This window comes from Neorhizobium sp. SOG26, from assembly GCF_003491345.1.
Classification (GTDB): domain Bacteria; phylum Pseudomonadota; class Alphaproteobacteria; order Rhizobiales; family Rhizobiaceae; genus Neorhizobium; species Neorhizobium turbinariae.
This window is the reverse complement of record NZ_CP025512.1, coordinates 921052-943833: the sequence shown is the minus strand read 5'-3', so window position 1 is coordinate 943833 and position 22782 is coordinate 921052. Positions and strand designations below refer to the sequence as shown.

Genomic DNA, 22782 nt, shown 5'->3' with positions numbered 1-22782 from the left:
GGTCGAGACGTCAACAGAAGCGCGCCGAGCGTGCTGAACGAGGAGCCGGCGCGGCATCGGGCGATAAGCCCGCGATTATCCATGGGGCCGTGCCGCCGCGCGAAGTCTTGCTGGAGTTCATCTCGGAGAACCCTGACAAGGCTTCGAAACGCGAGATCGCCAAGGCTTTCGGGTTGAAGGGTGACACGCGTGTCGAACTGAAGGACCTGCTTCGCACGCTCGAGGAGGAAGGTCTCCTCACCAAGAACCGCAAGTCGCTGACGCGCCCGGGCGCCCTGCCCCCTGTCACGGTGCTCGACATCACCACCCGCGACAAGGACGGCGAGCTGATCGGCCGGCCGAGCGAATGGGCTGATGAGAACGGTGCTGCACCGGCGGTGTTGATCCGGCAGTCATCGGAAAACCGTGGCAAGGGCAAGACACCGGCCGCCGGCCTCAACGACCGCGTGCTTGCCAAGATCTTCCCCAACAAGGATAGGTCCGGCCCTGCCTATACGGCCCGCGTCATCAAGGTCATCGACAAGCGCCGCGGCGCCGCGCTCGGCGTCGTGCACAAGCTCGCCGATGGCGAGATCCGCCTGCTGCCGATCGATCGGCGCGGCGAGGAGATGGTGATCGATTCAACTGATCTTGGCGAGGCCAAGGACGGCGATCTCGTTGAGTCGGAAGTCGTTCGTTCCAGCCGTTTCGGCTTGCCGCGGGCACGCGTCCTGTCCGTCGTCGGTTCAGTGGGTTCCGAAAAGGCGATCTCGATGATCGCGATCTATGCCCACGGCATTCCGCACATGTTCCCCAAGCAGGTGCTGGACGAAGCCGATGCCGCCAAGCCGGCCACCATGTCGAAACGCGAGGACTGGCGCGACCTTCCGCTGATCACCATCGATCCGGCGGACGCCAAGGACCACGACGACGCCGTTTATGCCGAACTCGATCCGTCGCCTGACAATCTGGATGGCGTCATCGTCACGGTCGCGATCGCCGATGTCTCCTGGTATGTCCGCACCGGCTCGCCGCTGGACCGCGAGGCGCTGAAGCGCGGTAATTCCGTGTATTTCCCGGACCGCGTCGTGCCGATGCTGCCGGAGCGCATCTCCAACGACCTCTGCTCCCTGCGTGAAGGCGAGGACCGCCCCGCACTTGCCGTGCGCATGGTCTTCTCGAAAGAGGGCCGCAAGGCGAGCCATACCTTCCATCGCATCATGATGAAGAGCGCCGCCAAGCTCTCCTACCAGCAGGCCCAGGCGGCAATTGATGGAAAGCCGGACGACAAGGCCGGACCGCTGCTCGACACGATCCTGAAGCCGCTGTGGCACGCCTATGGCATCCTCAAGCGTGGCCGTGACCGTCGCCAGCCCCTCGAGCTCGACATGCCGGAGCGCAAGATCCTGCTGAAGCCAGACGGCACCGTTGACCGCGTCTTCGTTCCGGAACGTTTGGATGCCCACAAGCTCATCGAAGAGATGATGATCCAGGCCAATGTCTGTGCTGCCGAAACGCTCGAAAAGAAACGGCAGGTTCTGGTCTATCGCGTCCACGACGCGCCGTCGCTCGCCAAGCAGGAAACGCTGCGGGAGTTTCTGGCAACCCTCGGTATCTCCATGGCCAAGGGCGGCCAGATGCGTTCCAACTCGTTCAACGGTATCCTGTCGAAGGCCGAGGGCACGCCTCACCAGGTCATGGTCAATGAGATGGTGCTGCGCTCCCAGAGCCAGGCGATCTACAGCCCCGACAACATCGGCCATTTCGGCCTCAACCTGATGAAATACGCGCATTTCACCTCGCCGATCCGGCGTTATGCGGACCTCATCGTGCATCGTGCGCTGGTCGGGTCGCTGGGCCTCGGTGAAGGTGGCATCACGCCGGATGAAGAAGCGCAGCTCGATGACATCGCCGCCGAGATCTCGACCTTCGAGCGGCGCGCCATGGCCGCCGAGCGCGATACCGTCAACCGGCTGGTGGCGCATCATCTGGCAGAGCGCATCGGCGAAGACTTCGAAGGCCGCGTCTCCGGCGTCACCAAGGCCGGGCTGTTCGTTTCCCTGCCAACCTATGGGGCCGATGGGTTCATCCCGATCTCGACGCTTGGAAACGACTACTTCATCTATGACGAGGCGCACCAGGCGCTCTCTGGCGAAAAGAGCGGGCTGGGATACCAGATCGGCGACAGCGTCGAAGTGCGGCTGAAGCAGGCGATACCGCTTGCCGGCGCGCTGCAATTCGAGATGCTGAGCGAAGGCAAAAAGATGCCGACGGCAGTCCGGTCGTTCCACAAGTCAGGTCGGCGTGACCGTTCATCCGGGCGCGCTAAACCCGGCACCCGTCCGCCCCGCGGCCGCAGGAGGTAAGAATGTCAGTGCCACAAACCGACACGAGCACGGTGCGATTTGGCGCCTACGCCGAGAACCCTCGCCCGCTGCTGCGCTCGATGAAGCGTGGCATGCTCGGCCGTTGCCCGAACTGCGGCCAGGGCCGGCTTTTCCGCGCCTTCCTGAAACCCGTTGATTCCTGCGCCGAATGTGGCGAAGACATGCATCACCATCGCGCCGACGACCTGCCGGCCTATCTGGTGATCTTTGTTGTCGGCCACGTGCTGATGGCCGGCTACATGGCCTCCGACCTCCTCTTTACGCTCTCCCCATGGGTGCATCTGGCGATCTGGAGCCCGCTGTCCGTGCTCGCGGCACTCGTCTCGATCCAGCCGATCAAAGGCGCGGTGATCGGCCTGCAGTGGGCGAACCGCATGCACGGCTTCGGCGGCCATGGCGACGAGGATGACGTGTTCGAACTGCCGCCGCGTCGGGACGGAACGCGTGGATGACGTCCGACGGCGAGGAACACGTTCCGTCTGCCATGGACGAAATCAAGCATGCCCGCGTTCCGGGTGTCCGGCCGCGGGACGCAGCCTCGCTTCTGCTGGTTGATCGATCGAATGGCGCCTACCGGGTGCTGGTCGGCCGTCGTGGCAGCGCGCATGTCTTCATGCCGAATGTTTATGTCTTTCCCGGCGGCCGCCGCGATGCACGCGACCATTCCCTGCCATTTTCCAAGGATCTCGACGCAAGGGTGTTCGACCGGTTGCTCACCGGCGCTTCCGCACGCTTAGGGACTGCCCGCGCGCGGGCACTGGCACTCGCCGCCCTGCGCGAACTTCGCGAGGAAACCGGACTTTCCTTCCCCGAGGGGACCGGCACCGATCTTTCCAGGCTTCGTTACGTCGCGCGTGCCATCACTCCGCCCGGCAATGTCCGCCGTTTCGACACCCGTTTCTTTCTCGCCTTTCTCGATGAATGCGGCTTTGACCTGCGTCATCTTGCCGACTCAGATGAGTTGCAGGACCTGCGCTGGCTTGACATCCGTGAGCTTTCCAGTCTGAAACTCCCGGCGATTACGACGCGGGTGCTGGAGGATGTGAGGGATCTCATAGCCGACGAGCCCTCCCTGCCATTCGGCAGCCCGGTCAACTTCTACTTCATGCGACGCGGACGTTTCATCCGCAGCCGACTGTAAGGAACAGGGAATGCCCCAGCCGACGACGGACTCGAACGGCTTTGTCGAGAAGATCCACTGGCCGTCGCTGGTTGCCGCCACGTCCGCCATCAGTGCGGTCGGTATCGCCATCGGGCTCGGGCTGCCCCTGCTCTCGATCATCTTGGAAAAGCGCGGCATTCCGTCGACCCTGATCGGGCTCAACGCCGCCATGGCCGGCATCGCGTCGATGCTGGCAGCACCCATCACCACCAAGTTTGCCCATCGCTTCGGCGTCGCGCGCACCATGATGGTGGCGGTAATGATCTCGGCGCTCAGCGCCATCGGCTTCTATTTCGCCGAAGCCTTCTGGATGTGGTTCCCGCTGCGCTTCACCTTCCATGGCGCAACCACGACCCTCTTCATCCTGTCGGAATTCTGGATCAACGAGGCTGCGCCGCCGCGACGCCGCGGCCTGGTGCTCGGGATCTATGCGACAGTGCTGGCCGTGGGTTTTGCGCTGGGGCCGCTGCTGTTCTCGCTGCTGGGAAGTGATGGCATCCTACCCTTCACGGTGGGTGCCGGCATCATCATGCTGGCCCTGATCCCGATCTTCATTGCCCGCAACGAGAGCCCCGTCCTCGAGAGCAAACCGGACCGCAACTTCTTCCACTACATATTCCTGGTGCCGACCGCGACCGCTGCAGTCTTCGCCTTCGGCGCCGTTTCGGCCGGTGGTTTGTCGCTTTTCCCGATCTACGCCCTGCGCGAACAGCTGAGCGAATCGCAGGCAGCGGTGCTGCTCACCGTCATGGGCATCGGCAACATGGCCTTCCAGATCCCGCTCGGGCTTTACTCGGACAAGCTGAAGGACCGGCGCCCGCTGCTCGCCGGCATGGCGGTGCTTGGCGTGCTGGGCTCGCTCGCCCTGCCCTACCTGATCGAGCATTGGCTCTTGATGGCGGTCATCCTGTTCTTCTGGGGCGGCTGCGTCTCCGGCCTTTATACCGTCGGCCTGGCCCATCTTGGCGCCCGACTCAGCGGTCCGGATCTCGCCGCGGCCAATGCCGCCTTCATCTTCTGTTATGCGGTCGGCACCGTTGCCGGTCCGCAGGCGGTCGGCGCGGCCATGGATGTCGGCGGCAATGACGGATTTGCCTGGGCTCTGGCCGGATTCTTCGGCTTCTATGTGGTTGTTTCCGTTGGCCGCGTGCTTTTCCGGTCAAATCGAGGTTGACTTTTCGGGCGCGATTTGTAATTTCGCGCCAGATTTCGCCGTGGGCCTCACGCGTCCACGGCTTCATTTTTCTCAGAGGCAGAATACCATGGCGAAAGCTACGACCATCAAGATCAAGCTGCTGTCGACGGCTGACACCGGTTTCTTCTACGTGACGAAGAAGAACAGCCGTACGTTCACCGACAAGATGACCAAGACCAAGTACGACCCGGTTGCCAAGAAGCACGTCGAGTTCAAGGAAACCAAGATCAAGTAAGACTTGATCTTTGGACAAGATCGAGGCGCCGATCGCAAGATCAGGCGCCTTTTCTTTTGGCTGTATCGAAGCCGCCTCCCCGTCCAACTGGTCCCCAAACGGAAAACGCCGCTCCTGACGGAAGCGGCGTTTTCGAATGGGGGTCGACCAGCCTGCAAAGACGGCACGAGGAACCGTTGGATATGCTTGCCAGTCGACCGACCCCACGACCCAGGAGATGCGGCGGACCTGAACATCATGGGGTATCTCCGCCCCTTGCGGGGCTTGTCTTGAGGTGAAATTCGCCCAAAACAAAAAGAAAATCAACAGAATCTTAATGCGATACCATGCCTGCTTCTGCTCTTGGTTAAAATGCCGCAGCGATTCCGGCGCAGGCGCCAATCGACTCGTCGGCGGAAATGAGTTTACTCAAGAACTTCTTGTCGCGGGCGGTGGTTATATTTGCCCACCTCGGATCCCGAGGCAAGACTTCATGTCCGCCGCCTGAATCTAGTCCGGGCTCGTTGCCACGTTCGGCATAGGACAGAAGGAAAATAGTCTTAGGGATATCGCTTGGGGAACGGCAAAATACATGCCCCGCCTGCAGTGCAATGCACAACGGACGCTGTTTGACCAGAGGCATTCCCATGATCATCTGACGAATAAACACCCGCCAGAACTGATCACGGAGGATCAAAAATCAGTGGTAAACTTCTACCAGCGCAGGATTTATAGCACGTTTCGCGCGCGGCGCAGCGTTTTTCCGGACCAATCTGCGTATTTTAGAATTGAATGATTCTCTCAAGCGGCAGCGGCAACGACGCGGTTGCGGCCACCGTTCTTCGCCTCATAAAGCGCCTTGTCGGCCTGCTTCAGCAACTGCTCCGGTGTCTCCGCACCAAAACTGTTGGATGCGATGCCCAAGGATGCAGTGACGTTCAGCGAAACGCCGGCGCTCTTCAAAATGAAAGGCTGATCCTCGATCATTCGGCGCAGCCGCTCAGCGATCGCCGCGGCCGCCGGAGCGTCCGTATCCGGCATGACGACGACGAACTCCTCGCCGCCATAACGGCAGGCGAGATCGGCCCCACGCACCGTCGAGCGAATGCGGGCTGCAAACTCCTTCAGCACCTCATCACCACAGTCGTGGCCATAGGTGTCATTGACCGACTTGAAGCGGTCGATGTCGGTAATGCACACCGATAGCGGCCGGCCCCGGGTCGCAGCGCGGTTGAAGAGCACCTTCAGGTGATTGTCGAGATAGCGGCGATTGTGCAGGCCGGTCAGCCCGTCGGTAACGGCGAATTCGATCGTCTGCCGCACGCTCATCCGCAGGCGGTCGTTGTAGCGCTTGCGCTTGATCTGGGTGATGACGCGCGCCACCAGTTCGTTGGGGTCGATCGGTCGAACGATGTAGTCGTTGACGCCGAGGTCGAGCGCCCGAACGATCATCTCGTCGGCGCCGAGTTCCGTCACCAGCAATAGCGGCAGGAAGCGGGTCCGCTCCAGCGAGCGAAGCTGCGAGCAAAGCCGCAGCGGGTCGTAATCGTCGAAATTGGCGTTGACGATCACCAGGTCGACCGGGTTCTCTGCCGCCTCGAACAGTGCCGCCTGCGGATCGGACATGGCGATGACACCGGCGACTGGTTTCAGCGCCTTGATGATCCGCTCCTGCGAGCTCGCGCGGCCATCGACCAGCAGCACCTGCGCCGCCTCGTCGCGACCATCGGTCCCCTTCAGCATGTCCTCGAGCGCGATGTTGCTCGCCGTGTCGGCACGGATGCGCAGTTCGTCGCTCAGCGTCTTCAGCCGCACCAGGCTCTTGACACGCGACACGAGCTGCAGGTCATTTACCGGCTTGGTCAGAAAGTCATCGGCACCGGCTTTCAGGCCGCGCACGCGATCCGACGGCTGGTCAAGCGCCGTCACCATGACGACCGGAATATGCGCCGTTTTCGGATTGGCCTTCAGCCGCTCGCAAACCTCGAAACCATCGATGCCCGGCATCATGATGTCGAGCAGGACCAGGTCCACATGGGTGTTGTCGCAGATCTCCAGCGCCTTGTAGCCGTCGTCGGCCGTCAGCACGTCGAAATATTCGGCCAAAAGCCGGGCCTCGAGCAGTTTTACGTTGGCTGGTATGTCGTCGACGACCAGGATACGGGCGGTCATTCGGTTCGCTCCGATGTCATGCGTCGCCCAGATAGGTCTTGATGGTCTCGATGAACTTCGGAACGGAGATCGGCTTTGAAACGTAGGCTTCGCAGCCACCCTGGCGGATGCGTTCCTCATCGCCCTTCATCGCGAAGGCCGTGACAGCGATGACCGGGATGACGTGAAGCTCGTCGTCTTCCTTCAGCCACTTCGTGACTTCAAGACCGGATACTTCCGGCAGCTGGATATCCATGAGGATGAGATCAGGCCGATGCTTGCGCGCCAGGTCGAGCGCTTCCATCCCGTTACGGGTCTGGATGGTGTCGTATCCAGACGCTTCGATCAGGTCTCGGAAGAGCTTCATGTTCAGCTCGTTGTCCTCGACGATCATCACCCGTTTGGGCATGGCGATCCGTTCCTTCAATCCCGCCTTGCAAGCGTTCCTTCAGCATATAAGCTCCCGGGCGGCCGATTCCACAGGGCTCCATTCAAGTCACGGTAGAGCCATTTGGTTGAAAAAGAGGTAATGCTGGAACAATGCGGCACGAAATCGGAAAAGGCAGGGCGCAGCAGGCAGACCCTGAAGAAACGGCAGCGGCCATTCTGGGCTGGCTGGCGAACGAGCCGGATATGCTTGGCCGCTTCCTGGCGCTCTCCGGCGTACAGCCGCAGCAGTTGCGCAATACGGTGAATGACCCCGGCTTCCTCGCCGGCATGATCGACTTCCTGATGGGCCATGAGCCCACGCTATTGGCCTTCTGCGAGGCAACAGGCACGAAGCCGGAGACCGTCTCCGCGGCTTGGCACCATTATTCCGGCCCCGGCCTTGGGTCGGGTGATTTCTGACATGGACGAGATCCTGGACCTCTCGCATGTCGAGCTTCGCGACCGGCCGCTCATCGTCTGCGACGTCGACGACGTGGTGCTGCATTTCGCAGCCCCCTTTCAGCACTTTCTCCGCGACGAGGGTTACGAGCTCATCCCGCGGTCCTTCAAGCTCACCGGCAACGTCGTCTCGATCGCCAACCAGGTGGAGGCGGAGGCGAGCGAGGTGAAGGAACTTGTGCGGCGGTTCTTCGACGCCCAGGAGAACTGGCAGGTCCCACTCGACCTGGTGGTCGAGACACTTGAAGATCTCGCGACTGATGCAGACGTCGTGTTTCTCACCGCCATGCCGCCGCTCTATCGCGACCAGCGCCGCCGGCTGCTCGACCGGCTGAGCATGGCTTTCCCGCTGGTGGCGAGCGAGGCACCGAAAGGCCCGATCATGCACCGGCTGCACGCCGGGCGTCCCCTGCCCTCTGTCTTCATCGATGACATGGCCCACAATCTCCAATCCGTGCGCGACCACGTCGACGGCTGCCTGCTCTTGCAGATGATGCCCGACTCGCCGCTGCATCAGCTGGCGCCGAAGCCCGGCGAAGGTGTCGTGCGCGCGACCGACTGGCCGCATGCGGCCGAGCTCATCCGCGCCCACATCACATCCGGCTGATCGCACCCGCGATAAGTGTGCACGACACAGCATGCCCCTTGAGTCGCGTCAGGGCCGGGACTAACGTCAGGCAGTTCAACCTTTGTTCCTTGCCATGCCGACGTCCGCGCCCGATGAGCCTGCTGGCTTTTGCCGAGACTGCCTTGTGGAGCAGAAGGTTCAGGCGCGCCGGTGCCGCGCCTGCGGCAGCCCTCGCCTCGTCTATCACAACGAGCTCTACCGGCTGACGCTGGCGCATATCGATTGTGATGCCTTCTACGCGACGATCGAAAAACGCGATAATCCGGAGCTTGCCGACAAGCCGGTGATCATCGGCGGCGGCAAACGCGGTGTGGTCTCAACCGCTTGTTACATCGCCCGCATCAATGGCGTTCGCTCCGCCATGCCAATGTTCAAGGCGCTCGAGCTTTGCCCGGACGCAGTGGTGATCCGCCCGAACATGGAGAAATACGCCGCTGTCGGCCGGCAGGTGCGCCAGATGATGCTGGACCTGACGCCGCTGGTGCAACCGCTGTCGATCGACGAAGCCTTCCTTGAGCTCGCCGGCACCCAACGCCTGCATCACGACCCTCCGGCGCGGGTGCTGGCCCGGCTTGCAAAACGCGTCCAGGACGAGCTTGGGATCACCATTTCGGTCGGCCTCTCCTACTGCAAGTTCCTCGCCAAGGTGGCGTCGGATCTGGAGAAGCCGCGCGGCTTCTCCGTCATCGGACAGGCAGAAGCCGTCGACTTCCTGACCAACCGCCCGGTGACGACGATCTGGGGTGTCGGCAAGGCCTTCAACGCCACGCTCGCCGCAGACGGCATCCGCACCATCGGACAGCTGCAGACAATGCAGGAAACGGACCTGATGCGCCGCTATGGCTCCATGGGCCAGCGCCTCTACCGCCTGTCGCGCGGCATCGATGACCGCGTGGTGCATCCGAATGATCCGGCCAAGAGCGTCTCGGCCGAGACCACCTTCTTTGACGACATCTCCCGCTATGATGACCTTGTGCCGATCCTTCGTCGCCTGTCCGAGAAGGTCTCGACGCGGCTCAAGAAGCACGGCATCGCCGGGCAGACTGTGGTGCTCAAGATGAAGACGTCGGACTTCAAGAGCCGCACCCGCAACAAGCGTCTGGAAGACCCGACACAGCTTGCCGACCGCATCTTCCGCACGGGCCTGTCGCTGATGGAGCGGGAAACCGACGGCACCAGGTTCCGTCTCCTCGGCATCGGCGTTACCGACCTTTGCGACCCTGCCCGAGCCGACCCGGCCGACCTCGTGGATCTCCAGGCGAGCCGACGTGCGGCGGCCGAAGCGGCGATGGACAGGCTCCGCGACAAGTTCGGGAAGACGGCGGTGGAGACCGGCTATACCTTCGGCAAGCGCTGACGGGATCAAGGAAATGTGACCTCGTTCCGGACAAAATGCTCGGCTTTTCCCCATCCTGAAAACCTTCCTTAAACCTCATTCGCTAATATGCGGCCCTTGTATTGCGTATGAGGTCCTTCATGTTGCGTTCGCTGGTTTTTGGACTGGGTTTATTATCTGCGACCATGCTGTCGCACGGGGCCTTCGCCGCAGGTGGCCGCACGCTGCAGATCGTGGTGTCGAAGGACAAGCAATCCATGGTGGTCTATGACGGCGACCAGGTCGTCACCAAGACCCGCGTTTCGACCGGCAAGGCCGGCCATACGACTCCGAGCGGCATCTTCTCGATCCTGGAGAAGCGCAAGTATCACGAATCGAACATCTATTCGAATGCGCCCATGCCCTGGATGCAGCGGCTGACCTGGTCCGGGATTGCGCTGCATGAGGGTGTGGTGCCGAACTATCCGGCATCCCACGGCTGCATCCGCATGCCCGGCGCCTTCGCCAAGTCGCTCTTCGACATGACCGAGCGCGGGGCGCATGTGATCGTTTCCGACGCGCCTGTCGCTCCCGAACGGATCGAGAGCGCCAATCTCTTCATGCCGCGCAAGCCCCTGCCCAAGGGTCCGCTGCTGACGGATGTGGAACTTCGCGCCCAGGCGATCGATGTGTCGAAGAAGGCCGAAGTTGCCATGAACATGCGCCCGGAGAACCCGGCGTTGTCGCATCCGGCTGACAAACCCGAACTGGAAGCCGAGACGGATGGCCCGCCCTTGCGTATCCTGATCACCCGCCGCGGGGACCGGGAAATGCTCATCGACATCCAGCACCTGCTGCAGGAGATGGGTTTCGATACCGGCGGTTCGGACGGATACCTCGGGCCGCTGACGCGCAGCGCGATCGACGGGTTCAAGCGCTGGAAGGGTGTGCCCGCTGGCGGCGGACTGCTCAGCGCACAGTTCATCGACGCGCTTTATGAAGCGGCCGGCAAGGAAAAGCCCCCGGCGGGCCAGATCATGGTCCGTCGCAACTTCCAGCCGATGTTCGAGGCACCTGTCGGCATCAAGAATCCCGAAATCGCGCTTGGCACGCATTTCTTCGCTGTCGACAAGGTCGATCGCGGCGCCGAGAGCGCCGAATGGACTGCGGTCAGCCTGCCGCACGCGCTTTCGGATGCGACCAAGAAGCGGCTCGGCATCACCGTCGAGGACCAGAGCACCGCGGCGCAAATCTGGGAGCGGATCGAAATCCCCGCCGAGGTCCGCGAGCAGATCGAGAGCATGATGACGGACGGCACCTCGGTGACCATCAATGACGAAGGCATTGGCCCCGAAACCGGCAAGGGCACGGACTTCGTCACCCTCACCAAGCCCTTGGCCCGCGCCGTCAATGCTGTGGCGACCAAGGAGCCCAGTGTCCGCAAGGTCAAGCCCGTCCGCCAGTCCCGCCAGGAAGTCCGGCGCGGCATGATCGGCCTCTACTGAGGCCGATTGGCCTCAGAGCAGTTCCACATCGAGCACGCCCGGCGCTGCCTTGAGCGCCGCGGCGATTTCCGGCGAGATCCGGTATTTCTCGGTCAGCTCGACCTCGATCTCGCGCTGGCCGTCGTCCTTGATGACAACGAAAGAGACCAGCCCATCGCCCCTTGCATTGAGATGACGGGCGACGGCGCGCAGCGGGCTCGAATCCCGGAGGTAAACCCGCAGCGCCTTTTGCATCTGCACCGACTTTTCTTCGAGCGACTGCGCCGTCTGGATGCGCAGGCCGATGCCTTCCGGGCGCTCTTCCGCCTGCACGGTGATGAGCAGCGACTTGCCCGGTTCCAGAAGGTCACGGTATTGCGCCAGCGCCTCGGAGAACAGAACCGCCTCGTATTGGCCCGACGAATCGGAAAAGGCGACGATGCCCATCTTGTTGCCGGTGCGCGTCTTGCGCTCCTGCCGGCTGGTAACGGTGCCGGCAAGCTTGCCGACCGTCGCACCCGCCTTCACCGAAACGGAGAATTCCGCGAAGGTTTGCACCCGCATCTTGGCAAGGATGTTGGCGTAGGAATCGAGCGGGTGGGCTGAGAGGTAGAAGCCCAGCACCTGGTATTCGCGCATCAGCTTTTCCGACGGCGTCCAGGGGTTGAACGGCGGCAGGATGAGCTTTTCCGGGCCGGTACTGGAGGATGCGCCGAAGAAGCCCATCTGGCCGCTCGCCTTCTCCTGATGGGCGCTCAGTGCATACCCAATGATGCGATCGAGGCCCCCGATCAGTTCCGCGCGGTCGATGCCAAAGCAATCAAAGGCGCCAGCCGAAATCAGGCTTTCCAGCACACGCCGGTTCACCTGTTTCGGATCGACCCGCAGGCAGAAATCCTCCAGGCTTTCGAACGGATGGTCGCCGCGGACCTCGGTAATGTGTTCCACCGCAGAATCGCCCACGCCCTTCAAGGCGGCGAGCGCGTAATAGATCTTGTTTTCGCCGGTCTCGAAATGCCGGTACGACGTCTGCACCGACGGCGGAATGACGGCGATGCCGAGGCGGCCGGCGTCCTGGCGAAAGTCGTTCAGCTTTTCGCTGTTGGCCATATCGTAGGTCATCGACGCGGCCAGGAACTCGACCGGGTAATGCGCCTTCATGTAGGCCGTCTGGTAGGAGACGATGGCGTAGGCCGCGGCGTGCGATTTGTTGAAGCCGTAGTTGGCGAACTTCGCCAGCAGATCGAAGATCAGGTCGGACTGCGGCTTGGACACGCCGTTCTTCACCGCGCCCTCCACGAAGCGGGCACGCTGCTTGTCCATTTCCTCCTTGATCTTCTTACCCATGGCGCGGCGCAGCAGGTCGGCTTCGCCGAGCGAATAGCCCGACAGCACCTGGGCGATCTGCATGACCTGTTCCTGGTAGACGATAACGCCCTGGGTTTCCTTGAGCAGGTGGTCGATCATCGGATGGATCGACTCGATCTCCTCCTCGCCGTGCTTGCGGGCGTTGTAGACCGGAATGTTTTCCATCGGGCCCGGACGATAGAGCGCCACGAGCGCGATGATGTCCTCGATGCAGTCCGGGCGCATGCCGATGAGCGCCTTGCGCATGCCGGCACTTTCCACCTGGAACACGCCGACGGTTTCGCCGCGCGACAACATCTCGTAGGTCTTCTTGTCGTCGAGCGGGATCTTGGCGAGATCCACCTCGATGCCGCGCTTGCGGCAGAAATCGACTGCCGTCTTCAATACCGTGAGCGTCTTCAGGCCGAGGAAGTCGAACTTCACCAGGCCGGCCTGCTCGACCCACTTCATGTTGAACTGGGTGACCGGCATGTCCGAACGCGGATCGCGGTACATCGGCACGAGCTTCGACAACGGACGGTCACCGATGACGATGCCGGCCGCGTGGGTCGACGCGTGGCGGTAAAGACCTTCGATCTTCTGGGCGATGTCGAGCAGGCGGCCGACGACGGGCTCCTTCTCGATCTCCTCCTGGAACTTCGGCTCGTCCTCGATCGCCTTCGACAGCGGCGTCGGGTTCGCGGGGTTGTTCGGCACGAGCTTGCAGATCCGGTCGACCTGGCCATAGGGCATTTCGAGCACGCGACCGATGTCACGCAGGGCGGCGCGCGCCTGCAGCGAACCGAATGTAATGATCTGCGCCACCTGTTCGCGGCCGTATTTCTGCTGCACGTAGCGGATCACCTCTTCGCGGCGATCCTGGCAGAAGTCGATATCGAAGTCGGGCATCGAAACGCGTTCCGGATTGAGGAAGCGTTCAAACAGCAGCGAGAAGCGAAGCGGATCAACGTCGGTGATCGTCAGCGCATAAGCGACGAGCGAGCCGGCACCCGAACCGCGGCCCGGGCCGACAGGAATGTTCTGGCTCTTGGCCCATTTGATGAAGTCCGAAACGATCAGGAAGTAGCCCGGGAACTTCATGCGTTCGATGATCGACAGTTCGAAGTCGAGCCGCTCGCGGTAGTCCTGATGCGTGAAGCCGGGGCTGATGCCAAGTTCGGCGATCCGCTTCTCGAGGCCCTCGACTGCCTGGCGGTGAAGCTCTTGCGCCTCGGCGCGCTCGGCCTCCGCCGCATCATCAGTGGCGCCGGTAAAGCGCGGCAGGATGGGGCTGCGCGTCTTCAGCACGAAGGAGCAGCGGCGGGCAATCTCCACCGTGTTGTCGAGCGCCTCGGGAAGATCGGCAAACAGCTTTGCCATTTCCTCGCGGCTCTTCAGGTAGTGGTCCGGCGTCAGGCGGAAACGGCTGTCATCGGAGACGATCGCGTTATGGGCGACCGCCATCAGCGCGTCATGGGCCTCGTAATCGGCCTTGGACGGGAAGAAGGCTTCGTTGGTGGCGACCAGCGGCAGGTCGTGGTCATAGGCAAGCGTCACCATCTTGTGCTCGTGGCGACGGTCATAGGACCCGTGACGCTGCAGCTCGACATAAAGCCGGTCACCAAAGATCTGCCTCAGCTTGAGGAGCCGCGCGGTGGCAAGCGTGGCATCGCCTTCCTTCATCGCCATGTCGACCGGGCCGCTCGCAGCACCCGTCAGCGCGATCAAGCCTTCAGCGCCACCCTCTTCCAGCCAGGAGTGGCAGATATGCACCGACTGATGGCTTCCCTCGCCGCCAAGATAAGCGCGGCTCACCAGGTCGACCAGACGCTCGTAACCGGCCGCTGTTGCGGCCAACAGGACGATCGCCGGAAGCTTGGCGAGTTGCTGGTGGCTCGACCGGCGCTCGTCGGTCTGGTCCTGCATGTCGATCGACATCTGGCAGCCGATGATCGGCTGCAGCCCCTCGCCGATCGCCTTCTGGGCAAATTCCAGCGCGACAAAGAGATTGTTTGTGTCGGTAACGGCGATCGCGGGCTGATTGTCCGCGACGGCCTTTGACAGGATCTTCTTGAGCGGCAGCGCGCCTTCAAGAAGCGAATAGGCGGAATGAACACGCAGGTGAACGAAGTGCGGGGAAGCGCCCAATCCTGCCGGTTCCGATATGGTTGCCGCCGTCTCTGCCATCTAAGTCGCTGCCTGCTTCATGAATCGCACCATTGTCGGACTTGGAGCAGGCAGAGTCTAGTTTCGTTATCGCTCATCAACGGCTTTCGGTGCCGGCGAGCGAGGCAATGATTACATCGCCATCATGATCATCGAGAGGCTGGCAACGAAGGTTGCAATCGAGGCGAAAGCGGCGATGTCACGGATCAGGTCAGTCATTATCGTCTCCCTTGGCTCTTTATGTTTCTATTTTGTTCTCTTTAGGTTCACGAGTCAACAGAAGAACAGAACGGTAACATATATCCTCGATATCCTCGCTCTGCTGGTGAACGAGAGGTTAATGGTCGTTGCGCAGACAGACTCCTCCCTTGGCGATCCGCGGCATTTCGTTTTGTCATCCTCCGACTGGCTGGAGGATCGGACGGGGCGCTGAAAGCTGCCTCGTAGTTTAATGTATAAGTGACACCTCTCAGCGCCCCGTTCGGCGGTTTTTGCTCGCGACTTGGGTTCCTCTGCGGTGGCCTGATCCGGACGGCTTTTGCCGCCGGCTCCGATCCTGGATCGACGGACGTAAAGGTCCGGCGAAACCATCCAGATCGGCCACCATGTGTGCCGCACAGGCACGTCCGACGCGCTCTTTCGGGCCTCAGGAGATGACAGGCCGGTCCGTTGCCTGCCGTCTCCCCCCGTCTCGCCGGAGGGGAACCAGTTTCCGCGAACCCCGAAGGTGAAGGTTCACGTCGTCCCTTCAACTCCGGCGCCGGCCCCGCATGGCTGGCACGCCTGCCAGCGTATCCGATGCGGAACGGGGCCATTGTAGGAGCGGGTTTCGAGGGCGTGGACAATCGAGCGTGGTTTTTCGCTCAAGTGGTTGATGTTGCTGGAGGTGGGGTAAGAGATTTTCCACGGGGTGTGGAATCGTGTCTTATCTCGAATTCATCCGTTTCAGCAGTTTTGCTGCCGCTCACCCTAACCCTCTCCCCGCCCGCGGGGAGAGGGGACTTACCCCACGCCCAGGTCGAATCAGATCGAGACGGTGCGGCATATCCCTTCTCCCCGCCTGCGGGGAGAAGGTGCCGGTAGGCGGATGAGGGGCAGGCTCATCTTGGCAGGAAGAGCGCAAGTTAATAAGGCAAAGGCCAGCTCAGCGACCGCGGCCCGGAATGAAGCGGAAAAGGCGCCAAGCGGCCTAGAGTTCGACCACCTTGCCGCCTTCAATCGTGACGCGGCGGTCCATGCGGCCGGCAAGTTCGTGGTTATGGGTGGCGATCAGCGCGGCAAGGCCAGACTGGCGCACCAAGGCTTCCAGGGCATCGAAGACATAGGATGCCGTTTCCGGGTCGAGGTTGCCGGTCGGCTCATCGGCCAGCAGCACACGCGGGGCATTGGCGACGGCGCGGGCAATCGCGACACGCTGCTGCTCGCCGCCCGACAGTTCGGAGGGGCGGTGATCGGCGCGGTGCCCGATGCGCATGTAATCGAGAAGCTGCCCTGCCCGCTCCTTGGCCTCCGCCTTCGAAAGCCCGGCGATGAGCTGCGGCATCATGATGTTCTCGACCGCAGAGAATTCCGGCAGCAGGTGGTGGAACTGGTAGACGAAGCCGATTTCGGAGCGGCGGATGGCGGTGCGTTCGTTATCGGCCAGGCCGTTGCAGGACTCGCCACCGATATAAACTTCGCCGTCATCCGGGTGCTCGAGCAGGCCAGCAAGATGCAGCAGCGTCGACTTGCCGGTGCCGGACGGCGCAACAAGCGCCACGATCTCACCGCTGCGAAGCTCGAAATCAGCGCCCTTGAGAATCGTCAGCGTCGTTTCGCCCTGGCCATAGTGACGTTCGACGCCAGAAAGCTTCAGGACGGTTTTGCGAGGTGGCATCGGGCGTTCTGTTCCTATTCGTATCGGAGGGCCTGGACGGGATCGAGCCTGGAGGCTCGCCATGCCGGCAGGATGGTCGCGATGAAGGAGAGCGTCAGCGCCATGAGGACAACCGATACGGTCTCGCTCAGGCTCATCTCAGCGGGCAGCTGGCTCAGGAAATAAAGTTCGGGATCAAACAGAACCGTGCCGGAGACCCAGGAGAAGAACTGGCGGATCGACTCGATGTTGAGGCAGACGACAACGCCGAGCAGGACGCCGGCGAAGGTGCCAACGATGCCGATCGCAGCACCCGTCATGAAGAAGATGCGCATGATGGCGCCCGACCCCGCCCCCATGGTGCGCAGGATGGCGATATCGCTGCCCTTGTCCTTCACCAGCATGATGAGGCCCGAGATGATGTTGAGCGCCGCGACAAGCACGATCAGCGTCAGGATCATGAACATCACGTTGCGCTCCACCTGGAGGGCGGAGAAGAAGGTCTGGTTGCGCTGGCGCCAGTCGGTGATGAAGATCTGCCGCCCTGCCGCCGCTTCGACGAGTGGCCGCAACCCGTCGACATTGTCGGGATTGTCGATGAAGAGCTCGATCGACTGCACGAGCCCGTCGGCGTTGAAATAGATCTGCGACTCCTCGAGCGGCATGTAGATGATGGTCGCATCATATTCCGACATGCCGATTTCGAAGATGCCGGACACGGGATAGGACTTGACGCGCGGGGTGACCCCCATCGGCGTCACGTCGCCTTCCGGCGAAATCAGCGTGATCTGGTCACCGGCATTCAGCCCGAGTTGGGCGGCAAGGCGCGAGCCGACCAGCACGCCCTCACCCGAGGCAAAACCGACCATGTCGCCCGACTTGATGTTGGTCGAGACCTCGGTGAGTTTTTCGATGTCTTCGGGACGCACGCCGCGAACCAGCGCGCCGGAGCCTGCGCCACCGCGACCCGATGCAAGCGTCTGCCCTTCCACGAGCGGCAGGGCCATGCGCACGCCCGGGACGGCTGCAAATTTCTGGGTAAGCTCGGCATAGTTCGTCAGCGGGCCGTCAATCGGCTGGACGATCATGTGGCCGTTGATGCCGAGGATGCGCGAGATGAGCTCGGTGCGAAAGCCATTCATCACCGCCATGACGATGATGAGGGTGGCCACGCCCAGCATGATGCCGATAAAGGAAAAGCCGGCAATGACGGAGATAAAGGCTTCCTTGCGCCGGGAGCGCAGGTAACGCCAAGCCACCATGCGCTCGAATGCCGAAAATGGTCCCGCAGATGCAGCGCGTGCCGCCTCGCCACTTCCAGTCTCTGCCGCGACGCCCGCCATTCCGTCTCCTTCAGCGCGTAGGGCGCGCAATAACCCGCGCCCATCTTGTGATCCGAACCCGCCGGATCAGCGACCGGCGAGCTTGTTCATTGCCGCTTCAACGGTGAGCGTTTCACGCTCGCCCGTCTTGCGATCCTTGACTTCCACTTCGCCGTTGGCGGCGGAGCGAGGTCCGACGATCACCTGGTACGGCACGCCGATGAGGTCGGCGGTGGCGAACTTGGTGCCGGCCCGCTCGTCCGTGTCGTCGTAGAGCACGTCCTTGCCGATGGTCGCGAAGCCGCCGTAGAGCGTTTCGCAGATCCGGTCGCAGGCTTCGTCACCAGGCTTCATGTTGATGACCATCACGTCAAAGGGAGCGACGGAGGCCGGCCAGATGATTCCGTTCTCGTCATGCGATGCTTCGATGATGGCGGGAACAAGGCGTGTCGGGCCGATGCCATAGGAACCCATGTGGACAAGGTGTTCCTTGCCGTCCGGACCCTGCACCTTGGCACCCATCGGCTCGGAATACTTCGTGCCGAAATAGAAGATGTGGCCGACTTCGATGCCGCGGGCCGAAAGGCGATCGCTCTCGGGGATGGCGTTGAAGGCTTCCTCGTCATGCATTTCCGACGTTGCGGCATAAACCGAGGTCCACTTGTCGAAGATTGCCTGCAGCGCGGCGACATCATCGAAATTGGTGTCGGTGCCGGGAATGTCGAAGTTGACGAAATCCTTGTGCGAGAAGACTTCCGACTCGCCCGTGTCGGCGAGGATGATGAATTCGTGCGACAGGTTGCCGCCGATCGGGCCGGTATCGGCACGCATCGGGATGGCGCGCAGGCCAAGCCGCGCGAAGGTGCGCAGATAGGCGGTAAACATCTTGCGGTAGGAGTGCTCGGCGCCTTCCTTCGTCAAGTCGAAGGAATAGGCATCCTTCATGAGGAATTCGCGCGAGCGCATGGTGCCGAAACGCGGACGGATCTCGTCGCGGAACTTCAGCTGGATGTGGTAGAGGTTGAGCGGCAGGTTCTTGTAGGACTTGACGTAGGACCGGAAGATGTCCGTGATCATTTCCTCGTTGGTGGGGCCGTAGAGCATCGGCCGGTCCTGGCGGTCCTTGATGCGCAGCATTTCCTTGCCGTAGGCATCGTAACGGCCACTTTCCTGCCAGAGCTCGGCCGACTGCAGCGTCGGCATGAGGAGCTCGATGGCGCCGGAACGGTTCTGTTCCTCGCGGATGATGTTGTTGACCTTGTCGAGAACGCGCTTGCCGAGCGGCAGCCAGGAATAGATCCCCTGGCTCTGCTGGCGGATCATGCCCGCACGCAGCATCAGCCGGTGCGAAACGATCTCGGCCTCCTTAGGATTTTCCTTCAGGATGGGCATGAAATAGCGGGAAAGACGCATCGACATATCCGAGGTTGCCGGGCCAACTCCACCGAACCGGGAATCGGCCATTTTCTTGAACAATATGGGCAGGCTACATAGCCCTTCTGAGGTGCCATGGGAACCCGGCTCGCAAGGATTTGCACGAGCCTGATGCCGCTGCCCAACCACCTGCCAAAGACAGGATGACGGAGATTTGGTGACGAAGCTGACACGAAGCTGTCAACATGAAAATTTTTGCGGACTGTGTCTAATTTACAAAAATAGCTGGTGACAAGGCATATACTTTGGGCTAGGTTCAGCTCACAAAACAGGCAAGGAGTTCAATTTCTTGCCACTTTCGCGGTCAAGTCTTGGGAGGATCAGGTCTTAGGCGCGTTTATTCGCAGCCCCGGCAACGGTAAAAGATCACGCGATACTAAAAACAAGGCTTTCATGCCTTGTTTTTTTTTGCCTTCTCGCAGCACCTCCCCGCGATCAGCAAGCCACGGCTGGATGAGCGTGTGTTCTCGCGCCGCAAGCTCTGCCCGAAGTAGATCAGTTCGGCCGGTAACTTGGCACGATATTGGGAAGATCGGTGATCCCGATACCCAGGTAGGTCGAGGCCAAGTGGTAGCTCGCGTAGAGTGCCGCCGAGATCAGCGTCGTCAACAGCAAGACCCGTCCGCCCCGAAACTTTGCCGGCGCACTTTCGATCGTCCCGTTGGTCACCTCACCTTCATCGCCCTGGCTGCGATAGCCGAGCGGAAGCACGATAAAAAGCACGGTCCACCAGAGGATGAAATAGATGGCGGCGATCGTGAGCAGCGGCATGGTGTTACTCGGGGTTCAGGTAAAGCAAGGCGCCTTATAGGGGTTATGGCCGGCAAGCTCCAGTGCACCCCGGTGGACCGGATGCCGCATGCATGCGCGGAAACAGCGAGACCGGGTGCCCGTAACGGCTTCCGCAGCTGACAGATTGATTCCGGAGATGGAGCTAAGTGGCTGACGGAACAGCGATCAGACCTGTTCCAGTTCCACCAGCGTGCCGTTGAAATCCTTCGGGTGGAGGAACAGGACCGGCTTTCCATGGGCGCCGGTTTTCGGTTCGCCGTCGCCCAGCACGCGGGCGCCTGACGCCTTCAGCCGATCGCGGGCGGCGAGGATGTCGTCGACTTCGTAACAGATGTGGTGCATGCCGCCCGACGGGTTCTTGGCAAGGAAGGCGGCGATCGGCGAGTCTTCGCCCAGCGGCTCCAGCAGCTCAACCTTGGTGTTTGCCAGTTCGACGAACACCACCGTCACGCCATGTTCGGGAAGCCGCTGCGCCTGCGAGACGCGCGCCCCCAGCGTGTCACGATAAGTCGTCGTGGCGGATACCAGGTCCGGCACGGCGATGGCGATGTGGTTCACGCGTCCAAGCATTTGTTTTCCTCCCTAAGTCTTCACGACGATCCCCTCACCAACAAAATCTATGACTTAGCTGACGCTAAGATCATGATTTTGTAACCTCTCCCACAGGGGGAGAGGACAGGTGCCGAGCCTGCCGCCCCGGTCTCTCCCCTTGTGGGAGAGAAAGCGATTTCGAGATCTTAGCCAAAGGCTAAGTCTCAGAAATCGCAAGTGAGGGGGCAAAATCCAACCTCATACCTTCGTGACGAACACCGTCACGACCGGCTTCTTGCCCCAGGCCTCGTTGGCAGCGCCACGCACCGCGCGGCGAACCGACTCGCGCAGCATGTCGAGGTCCTTGCGGCGGGCGCGCGGGATGCTTTCGATGGCGCCGAGGACGGCGTCATAAAGCGTGTCTTCCATATCCTCGCCCTCGTCGTCGAACTCCGGCAGGCCGAAGGCCACGACGTCGGGATCCGTCAGGAAGTCGTAGCGGTTGTCGAGCAGCACGTTGACCGAGACGTGGCCGACAAAGGAGAGCTTCCGGCGGTCGCCGATGCCCATTTCCTCGAAGTCGCCGATCAGCTTGCCGTCCTTGAAGATCCGCCCATGCGGGGCGTCATCGATGATCTCAGCCGGACCCGGCGCCAGACGCAGGATATTGCCGTTGCGCACGCGCGGGATGGTCTTGATGCCGGCAGACGCACCAAGCTCGGCCTGCGCCATCAGGTGGGCGGCTTCGCCATGGACGGGCACGAGGATCTGCGGGCGGGTCCACTCATACATCTGCAGCAATTCATTGCGGCGCGGATGGCCGGACACATGCACGAGGCCATCGGCGTCTGTCACGACCTTGATGCCCTGCTCGATGAGGCCGTTCTTGATGTCGAGGATGGCCTTTTCATTGCCGGGGATCGTGCGGGATGAAAAGACGACCGTGTCCCCCTTGGAGAAGGCGACGTTGCGCATCTCATCGCGAGCAATCTTGGCAAGGGCTGCACGCGGCTCGCCCTGGCTGCCGGTGAGGATCACCACCACCTTGTCGCGCGGGATGTAACCGAACTCGTCTTCGGCGATGAAAGGCTTCAGGCCTTCCATGATGCCGATGTCGCGAGCCACGTTGACGACGCGCTTCAGCGACGATCCGAGCAGCAGCACTTCGCGGCCCGCAGCTTCCGCCGCCTGGGCGATGGAGCGGATGCGGCCGACATTCGACGAGAAGGTGGTGATCGCCACCCTGCCCTCGGCCGCCTCGATGATCTTGCGCAGACCTTCGGAAACTTCTTCTTCCGATGGCGAGACGCCTTCGCGCATGGCATTGGTGCTGTCGCACATCAGCGCCAGCACGCCCTCGTCGCCGAGCGCGCGGAAGCGGGCCTCGTCCGTCAGCGGGCCGAGCGACGGCGCATGGTCGATCTTCCAGTCACCGGTGTGGACGACATTGCCGAGCGGCGTGCGGATGACGAGCGACATCGGCTCAGGGATCGAGTGGTTCACACCAACCGCCTCGACCTCGAAGGGGCCGATGTTGATCTTGTCGCCCGCCTTGAAGATGTTGACCGGAATATCGGCGCGCGAGCCTTCGTAGTCACGCTTGGCTTCCAGCATGCCGGCGGTGAAGGGCGAGGCATAAACCGGCACGTTGAGGCCCGGCCAGATGTCGTTCATCGCGCCATAGTGATCCTCATGCGCATGCGTGATGATCATGGCCTTGAGGTTGTTGCGCTGGGTCGCGAGATAACGGATGTCCGGCAGGACGAGATCAACGCCCGGCAGATCAGGACCCGGGAAGGTAACGCCACAGTCCACCATGATCCACTGGCGCTTCTCCGGCGTTCCATAGCCGTAGAGGGCGAGGTTCATACCGATTTCGCCCACGCCGCCGAGCGGCAGAAATACCAGTTCTTCTTGGTTTGCCATTTCTTC

Annotated in this window: 18 protein-coding genes; 9 read left to right on the top strand and 9 right to left on the bottom strand. The window is 61.8% G+C overall.

All coding sequences use genetic code 11. The features are described from left to right. The first annotated feature begins 74 nt into the window (after positions 1-74). From rnr to rpmG, 5 genes are all read left to right on the top strand, one after another. Entirely contained in the window at positions 75-2345 is a 2271-nt protein-coding gene (gene rnr / locus CYG48_RS04610; protein ID WP_245450538.1) for a ribonuclease R, read from the top strand. Positions 2346-2347: 2 nt separating this feature from the next. After that, positions 2348-2818 carry a DUF983 domain-containing protein gene (locus CYG48_RS04605; RefSeq protein WP_118849301.1) on the top strand — a complete coding sequence of 157 codons (471 nt, stop codon included), beginning with the start codon at positions 2348-2350 and terminating at the stop codon, positions 2816-2818. A gap of 32 nt (positions 2819-2850) precedes the next feature. Next, the gene (locus tag CYG48_RS04600) at positions 2851-3507 is read left to right on the top strand and encodes an NUDIX hydrolase (RefSeq protein ID WP_245450537.1); all 657 of its coding nucleotides are present in this window, start codon (positions 2851-2853) and stop codon (positions 3505-3507) included. 10 nt (positions 3508-3517) lie between these two features. Beyond that, on the top strand, positions 3518-4702 hold the full coding sequence (locus CYG48_RS04595; protein WP_118849299.1) for an MFS transporter: 1185 nt from the start codon (positions 3518-3520) through the stop codon (positions 4700-4702). An 88-nt stretch (positions 4703-4790) separates the two neighbouring features. After that, the gene (gene rpmG, locus CYG48_RS04590) at positions 4791-4958 is read left to right on the top strand and encodes a 50S ribosomal protein L33 (RefSeq protein WP_118849298.1); all 168 of its coding nucleotides are present in this window, start codon (positions 4791-4793) and stop codon (positions 4956-4958) included. Between the two features lie 780 nt (positions 4959-5738). On the opposite strand, the gene CYG48_RS04580 is transcribed toward rpmG, so the two are convergent. Together CYG48_RS04580 and CYG48_RS04575 are read right to left on the bottom strand one after the other, a co-directional pair. Then, positions 5739-7109 (bottom strand): PleD family two-component system response regulator, encoded by a 1371-nt coding sequence (locus tag CYG48_RS04580; protein WP_118849296.1) that lies wholly within the window; start codon positions 7107-7109, stop codon positions 5739-5741. Positions 7110-7125: 16 nt separating this feature from the next. Then, a complete protein-coding gene (locus tag CYG48_RS04575; RefSeq protein WP_007765577.1) occupies positions 7126-7497 on the bottom strand; it encodes a response regulator in 372 nt (123 codons plus the stop codon). Positions 7498-7628: 131 nt separating this feature from the next. Here CYG48_RS04575 and CYG48_RS04570 point away from each other — a divergent pair, with 131 nt between their 5' ends. The 4 genes from CYG48_RS04570 (at position 7629) to CYG48_RS04555 (ending at position 11424) form a co-directional block, all read left to right on the top strand. Then, positions 7629-7937 (top strand): DUF3572 domain-containing protein, encoded by a 309-nt coding sequence (locus tag CYG48_RS04570; protein WP_118849295.1) that lies wholly within the window; start codon positions 7629-7631, stop codon positions 7935-7937. 1 nt (position 7938) lies between these two features. Further along, a complete protein-coding gene (locus CYG48_RS04565; RefSeq protein ID WP_118849294.1) occupies positions 7939-8583 on the top strand; it encodes a hypothetical protein in 645 nt (214 codons plus the stop codon). A gap of 94 nt (positions 8584-8677) precedes the next feature. Further along, positions 8678-9961, top strand: a complete 1284-nt coding sequence (locus tag CYG48_RS04560; protein ID WP_118851494.1) for a DNA polymerase IV — start codon at positions 8678-8680, stop codon at positions 9959-9961. Between the two features lie 119 nt (positions 9962-10080). Next, a complete protein-coding gene (locus tag CYG48_RS04555; RefSeq protein WP_118849293.1) occupies positions 10081-11424 on the top strand; it encodes a L,D-transpeptidase family protein in 1344 nt (447 codons plus the stop codon). Between the two features lie 12 nt (positions 11425-11436). Here the strand turns inward: CYG48_RS04555 and dnaE are convergent, their stop codons facing one another. The 7 genes from dnaE to CYG48_RS04515 all read right to left on the bottom strand — a co-directional run bounded on the left by dnaE (position 11437) and on the right by CYG48_RS04515 (position 22776). After that, positions 11437-14937, bottom strand: coding sequence for a DNA polymerase III subunit alpha (dnaE, locus tag CYG48_RS04550; protein ID WP_118849292.1), 3501 nt, complete (start codon positions 14935-14937; stop codon positions 11437-11439). A 1168-nt stretch (positions 14938-16105) separates the two neighbouring features. Then, a complete protein-coding gene (locus tag CYG48_RS04540) occupies positions 16106-16792 on the bottom strand; it encodes an ABC transporter ATP-binding protein (protein WP_118849290.1) in 687 nt (228 codons plus the stop codon). 14 nt (positions 16793-16806) lie between these two features. Then, positions 16807-18114, bottom strand: a complete 1308-nt coding sequence (locus CYG48_RS04535; protein ID WP_118849289.1) for a lipoprotein-releasing ABC transporter permease subunit — start codon at positions 18112-18114, stop codon at positions 16807-16809. A 66-nt stretch (positions 18115-18180) separates the two neighbouring features. After that, positions 18181-19506: a proline--tRNA ligase gene (proS, locus tag CYG48_RS04530; protein ID WP_118851493.1), complete on the bottom strand. Its 1326-nt coding sequence runs from the start codon at positions 19504-19506 to the stop codon at positions 18181-18183. A 516-nt stretch (positions 19507-20022) separates the two neighbouring features. Continuing rightward, a complete protein-coding gene (locus tag CYG48_RS04525) occupies positions 20023-20298 on the bottom strand; it encodes a DUF1467 family protein (protein WP_118849288.1) in 276 nt (91 codons plus the stop codon). A 186-nt stretch (positions 20299-20484) separates the two neighbouring features. After that, the gene (gene mce / locus CYG48_RS04520; protein ID WP_118849287.1) at positions 20485-20889 is read right to left on the bottom strand and encodes a methylmalonyl-CoA epimerase; all 405 of its coding nucleotides are present in this window, start codon (positions 20887-20889) and stop codon (positions 20485-20487) included. Between the two features lie 219 nt (positions 20890-21108). Next, entirely contained in the window at positions 21109-22776 is a 1668-nt protein-coding gene (locus tag CYG48_RS04515) for a ribonuclease J (RefSeq protein ID WP_118849286.1), read from the bottom strand. Between the last annotated feature and the right edge of the window lie 6 nt (positions 22777-22782).

Bases quoted from the DNA above. Each gene is read 5' to 3' on its own strand.
- CYG48_RS04605 (WP_118849301.1), top strand. From the start codon at position 2,348: ATGTCAGTGCCACAAACCGACACGAGCACGGTGCGATTTGGCGCCTAC.
- CYG48_RS04600 (WP_245450537.1), top strand. From the start codon at position 2,851: ATGGACGAAATCAAGCATGCCCGCGTTCCGGGTGTCCGGCCGCGGGAC.
- CYG48_RS04595 (WP_118849299.1), top strand. From the start codon at position 3,518: ATGCCCCAGCCGACGACGGACTCGAACGGCTTTGTCGAGAAGATCCAC.
- rpmG (WP_118849298.1), top strand. From the start codon at position 4,791: ATGGCGAAAGCTACGACCATCAAGATCAAGCTGCTGTCGACGGCTGAC.
- CYG48_RS04580 (WP_118849296.1), bottom strand. From the start codon at position 7,109: ATGACCGCCCGTATCCTGGTCGTCGACGACATACCAGCCAACGTAAAA.
- CYG48_RS04575 (WP_007765577.1), bottom strand. From the start codon at position 7,497: ATGCCCAAACGGGTGATGATCGTCGAGGACAACGAGCTGAACATGAAG.
- CYG48_RS04570 (WP_118849295.1), top strand. From the start codon at position 7,629: ATGCGGCACGAAATCGGAAAAGGCAGGGCGCAGCAGGCAGACCCTGAA.
- CYG48_RS04565 (WP_118849294.1), top strand. From the start codon at position 7,939: ATGGACGAGATCCTGGACCTCTCGCATGTCGAGCTTCGCGACCGGCCG.
- CYG48_RS04560 (WP_118851494.1), top strand. From the start codon at position 8,678: ATGCCGACGTCCGCGCCCGATGAGCCTGCTGGCTTTTGCCGAGACTGC.
- CYG48_RS04555 (WP_118849293.1), top strand. From the start codon at position 10,081: ATGTTGCGTTCGCTGGTTTTTGGACTGGGTTTATTATCTGCGACCATG.
- dnaE (WP_118849292.1), bottom strand. From the start codon at position 14,937: ATGGCAGAGACGGCGGCAACCATATCGGAACCGGCAGGATTGGGCGCT.
- CYG48_RS04540 (WP_118849290.1), bottom strand. From the start codon at position 16,792: ATGCCACCTCGCAAAACCGTCCTGAAGCTTTCTGGCGTCGAACGTCAC.
- CYG48_RS04535 (WP_118849289.1), bottom strand. From the start codon at position 18,114: ATGGCGGGCGTCGCGGCAGAGACTGGAAGTGGCGAGGCGGCACGCGCT.
- proS (WP_118851493.1), bottom strand. From the start codon at position 19,506: ATGCGTCTTTCCCGCTATTTCATGCCCATCCTGAAGGAAAATCCTAAG.
- CYG48_RS04525 (WP_118849288.1), bottom strand. From the start codon at position 20,298: ATGCCGCTGCTCACGATCGCCGCCATCTATTTCATCCTCTGGTGGACC.
- mce (WP_118849287.1), bottom strand. From the start codon at position 20,889: ATGCTTGGACGCGTGAACCACATCGCCATCGCCGTGCCGGACCTGGTA.
- CYG48_RS04515 (WP_118849286.1), bottom strand. From the start codon at position 22,776: ATGGCAAACCAAGAAGAACTGGTATTTCTGCCGCTCGGCGGCGTGGGC.